This window comes from Mesorhizobium sp. M7A.F.Ca.CA.004.12.1.1 (genome assembly GCF_003997835.1).
GTDB lineage: Bacteria > Pseudomonadota > Alphaproteobacteria > Rhizobiales > Rhizobiaceae > Mesorhizobium.
Genome location: NZ_RZRK01000625.1, coordinates 1 through 3,659 on the forward strand (window position 1 = coordinate 1; position 3,659 = coordinate 3,659).

3 protein-coding genes and 1 pseudogene are annotated in these 3,659 nt (G+C 63.4%); 1 reads left to right on the forward strand and 3 read right to left on the reverse strand.

What is annotated here, in order from left to right; translation table 11 throughout:
- The 3 genes and pseudogenes from EN984_RS39020 to EN984_RS26410 all read right to left on the reverse strand — a co-directional run.
- Positions 1 to 142, reverse strand: a pseudogene (locus EN984_RS39020) (ABC transporter permease); the annotation flags it as partial.
- A 64-nt stretch (positions 143 to 206) separates the two neighbouring features.
- Entirely contained in the window at positions 207 to 1,370 is a 1,164-nt protein-coding gene (locus tag EN984_RS26405; RefSeq protein ID WP_127266979.1) for a spermidine/putrescine ABC transporter substrate-binding protein, read from the reverse strand.
- Positions 1,351 to 2,487, reverse strand: coding sequence for an ABC transporter ATP-binding protein (locus tag EN984_RS26410; RefSeq protein WP_127270017.1), 1,137 nt, complete (start codon positions 2,485 to 2,487; stop codon positions 1,351 to 1,353). The genes EN984_RS26405 and EN984_RS26410 overlap by 20 nt, the downstream gene beginning before the upstream one ends.
- Positions 2,488 to 2,601: 114 nt before the next feature.
- Here EN984_RS26410 and EN984_RS26415 point away from each other — a divergent pair, with 114 nt between their 5' ends.
- Positions 2,602 to 3,408 carry a LuxR C-terminal-related transcriptional regulator gene (locus tag EN984_RS26415; protein ID WP_127270019.1) on the forward strand — a complete coding sequence of 269 codons (807 nt, stop codon included), beginning with the start codon at positions 2,602 to 2,604 and terminating at the stop codon, positions 3,406 to 3,408.
- Positions 3,409 to 3,659 lie beyond the last annotated feature (251 nt).

Below are 3,659 nucleotides of genomic sequence, written 5' to 3' on the forward strand. Positions count from 1 at the left end.
CTGCTCGGTCCGGCGCCCGTTCGCCGACGCTGAACACCGCGATGGCAATGAATGGCAGCACCAGAAACACCACCAGCCACGCGGTCGCCGGACCGAGCAGCATGGCGGTCGTGAGGTTGTGACGAAATCTATTGCCGCGCATTGAAAACCGCCCCGATACCGGCGGACATATGCCCGCCGGTCAATTGTCCGCGCCAGACCGCCCCTCAGGCCGACTTGAAGCGCGCCATCAGCTCTGCGCGGCCGGGATCTGTCAGCGTTGCCGCCGCGCCGAATTCCAGCGGCGTCAACAGGTCGGCCGCCGGATAGAGGATCGGATTGTCGAGCACTTCCTTGGGCAGCAGCTTGTTGACCCGCGCATCGGTCGACGGCGCACCATTGGCCAGATGCTCCTTCACCGCCACCTGCGGGTTCATCAGGTAGTTGAGCAGGGCGTAGCCGGCCGGCTTGTTCGGCGCATCTTTCGGAATGGCGTAGAAATCGGTCCAGATCTCGCCGCCTTCCTTGCCCAGCACATAGGCGATCTCGGGAATGTCGCGATGCAACTGCGCGCCATCGTTCGTCCAGCACATCGTCATCCAGGCGTCGCCGGCGCGCATGCCCGGCTGGTAGTCGGAGGAGACCGCGAACAGATGCGGCTTGACCTTGAGCAGCAGTTCCTCCGCCTTGGCGAGCTCGTCTTGCTTCAACGAGTTGAACGAATAGCCGTAATATTTCAGCGCATTGCCGATCGTGGTCAGCTGGTAGTCGTGCACCATGGTGCGGCTGTCGCCTTCGGCCATGGCGGTATCCCAGAACTCCTTCCAGGTGGTCATCGGCTTGGTCAGCTTCTTCGTGTTGACGGCAAAGCCGGTGGTGCCCCAGTTCTTCGGCACCGCATAGGTCACCGCATCGATCGTGCCTTCCCCAGTGAAGCGGGGATCTTGCTGCGAGCCGTCGAAATTCGGCAGCTTCGCCATCTCCAGCGGCTCGATGATGCCGAGTTTCTTGTAGGTGGAAATCGTGTAGTTGGTCGGCACGAACAGGCTCCAGCCCGAGGCTCCGGCCTGCAGCTTGGCCAGCATCTCCTCATTGGAGCCGAACACATTGACCTCGACGGCGACGCCGGTGTCCTTCTTGAAGTTCTCGAAGGTCGCCGGATCATGATAGTTCGGCCAGGTGGCGATCGACATGCGGTCGCCAAGGCTTTCCGCGGCGAAGGCCGGTGTCGGCATGATGCCGATCTCGCGCGCCATCACCGCCGTGGCAATGCCAAGGCCGGTAAGGCCGAGGAAGTCGCGGCGGCCGATCGAGCCGCGCTTGAGGCGCATCAACTGGTCGACGAATTTCTCGGAACTTATCGGCAGTCCGTCACGATATGATTTCGACATGTTTATCTACCCTCTGGTTGGCCCCGTTGTTCTTGGTCTCCGCAAACGCCAGCGGCGTTCCGGAGGCAAAGCCGATGGCGACGGGTTCACCCGGCTTGAAGAGATTGCCGTGGCCGATCAGGTGATCGGCCTTGGCCAGCAGCGTTCCGATGCCCTGGACCTCGATCGCGTATTCCGCTGTCGAGCCGAGGAAAATTCGGTTGCGGACGATGCCCTTGAAAGGGCCGCCCGTCTGAGCGCCAAGGCTGAGCGATTCAGGACGAAGGCTGACCGAAACGGCCTCACCTTGCTGCAGGGCGGTGCGCTTGCGCGCTGCAATGACGGTGCCGTCGGCAAGCGCCACCTCCACCAGATCGCCCGAATGTCCGGCGACGGTACCGCTCAAGAGGTTGGTCTTGCCGACGAAATCGGCGACGAACAAATCGGCCGGTTCGTCATAGATCTCGCTCGGCTGCCCGAGCTGGACGATGCGGCCGCCGTTCATGACGCAGACGAAATCGCTCATCGACAGCGCTTCCTCCTGGTCGTGCGTGACCAGCACGAAGGTGATGCCGATCTCGCGCTGCAGGTTCTGCAGCTCGATCTGCATGTCGGTGCGCAGCTTCTTGTCGAGCGCAGCCAGCGGCTCGTCGAGCAAGAGCACCGCCGGCTTGTTGACCAGGGCTCGTGCCAGCGCCACACGCTGCTGCTGGCCGCCCGACAGTTCGTGGATCTTGCGGCGGCCATAGCCGGCGAGCCGCACCATTTCGAGCGCCTCGCCCGCTCTTGAGGCGATCTCGCGCGAAGACAGCCTTGGCCGCGCCTGGCGCAGCCCGTAGGCGACATTGTCCTCGACATCGAGATGCGGAAACAGCGCGTATTGCTGGAACACCATGTTGACCGGCCGCCGGTAGGGCGGCGTGCCGGCCATGTCCTGGCCGCGAATGAACACCCGGCCTTCGCTCGGCTGCTCGAAGCCGCCGATCATGCGCAGGCAGGTGGTCTTGCCGCAGCCGGACGGCCCGAGCAACGCGACAAAGGCGGAGGGCGGGACAGCGAGATCGATGCCGCTGACCGCGGTCACCGCGCCATAGCGCTTGGTGACGCCGCGAAACTCGATGTCCGGCACTGCGGTCAAGGCTGATGGCTCCAGCAACAGGGCAATATCGGGACGCTACCAGAGCCAATGGCGGCTAGTATATACCTCTCAGGTGGTATATCTGATCTATTTTCTCGTTTAAGGGGGTATAGATTGTCCCGCAGCGACGAATACAGCCAGCTCGCCACGCTCGTCGCGGCGACGCGGGAGACCAGTGGCGACCTGTTCGGCAATGCGCTGGTCGATTGGCTGCGGCTCCATGTCAGCTTCGACCACTGCGTGGTGTTCGGCTATCGCGGCGCGGCGCGCCCGCCGCTGCTGTTCGAAACCTTCTCGCCGGCCGAAAGCCACGTCTTCGTCGCGCTCTACCAGGAGGGACCCTATCTGCTCGACCCGTTCCATCACGCGGCGGTCGAGCGCAAGGAAGGGTTCTGGCGCATGCGCGAACTGGCGCCGGACCGCTTCTATGCCAGCGAGTATTTCCGCTCCTACTACAGCCAGACCAGGCTGGCCGAGGAGGTCGGCTTCTTCGTGCCGTTACCGGGCAAGGATGCGCTGGTGCTCTCACTGATGCGGCTGCGCGCTTCAGGCCCGTTCGGCACCGCCGATGCCAGATTGCTGCGCGACATGGCGCCGGCGGTGATCAGCTTCGCCAGGCTGCGCTGGCCCGCCCTTCCGGCCGACGAACCGGCAGAGGCGCAGCAGGACGAGACAACCACTCCGGTCAACGAGTTCGACCGCGCCCACATCTGGCAGAGCCTGTCGCTGACGCCGCGCGAAAAACATGTCGTCGACCTTGTGCTGCAGGGGCATTCGACGGAATCGATCGCCAGGGCCATGCGCATCGTGCCGGGAACCGTGAAGGTCCATCGCCGCAACATCTACCGCAAGCTCAAGATCAAGTCGCAGGCTGGCCTGTTCGCACGTTTCGTCGAGATCATCGACGCGCGGATAAGGTAGCTACTTCGCCCCCGCCGCTTACCTGGGCAATCGCTTCGGATTTCGAATTCGCGTCACTTTTTTGCGAACGCCGGCGCTGCCCCTCACCTGCCTGCCGGCATCCTCTCCCCGTATAGGGACGGGGAGAGGGGCGCAGTAATTACCGGTTTCGCCAATGTCCAACGTTGCAAGACAGGCGACGAGGTTATCGCGAGCCCCTTCTCCCCGTCACTATACGGGGAGTCGAGGCGTGGTCCGCGCAGCGGACGACA

What these genes read in the sequence shown, in the direction of transcription:
- EN984_RS26405 (WP_127266979.1), bottom strand. Translation starts at nt 1,370, where the DNA reads ATGTCGAAATCATATCGTGACGGACTGCCGATAAGTTCCGAGAAATTC.